The 213-nt window shown below is 62.4% G+C and carries 1 protein-coding gene; it reads left to right on the top strand.

Annotation, left to right across the window (positions count from 1 at the left end):
• Positions 1-23: 23 nt before the first annotated feature.
• A partial coding sequence (locus ACCD02_RS32830; RefSeq protein ID WP_413310745.1) for a hypothetical protein occupies positions 24-213 on the top strand: 190 nt, incomplete at its 3' end.

The raw sequence follows: 213 nt of genomic DNA, 5'->3' as shown, positions 1-213 counted from the left end.
TGGTCAAGGGCACTCGTGACAAAATGAACAGGGAGCTGTGCAGCAGCGTTCTGCACCTCTGGAATTACTACTCCCACGCCAACCTCCAACTCTGGCTGGAGATTGCCACCATCGGGGGCGAGCCGATCCGCCTGCGCTTGCCCGTGGACCTGCGCGTGACACCCCGCCAGGTCGACGCCCAGTGGAATCAGTTGGTGCCGGTGCTGCCCTTTG

The organism is Pseudomonas sp. Pseusp88 (assembly GCF_047303955.1).
GTDB lineage: Bacteria > Pseudomonadota > Gammaproteobacteria > Pseudomonadales > Pseudomonadaceae > Aquipseudomonas.
The sequence above is the reverse complement of the archived record's forward strand: the minus strand, read 5'-3'. Positions and strand labels throughout refer to the sequence as shown.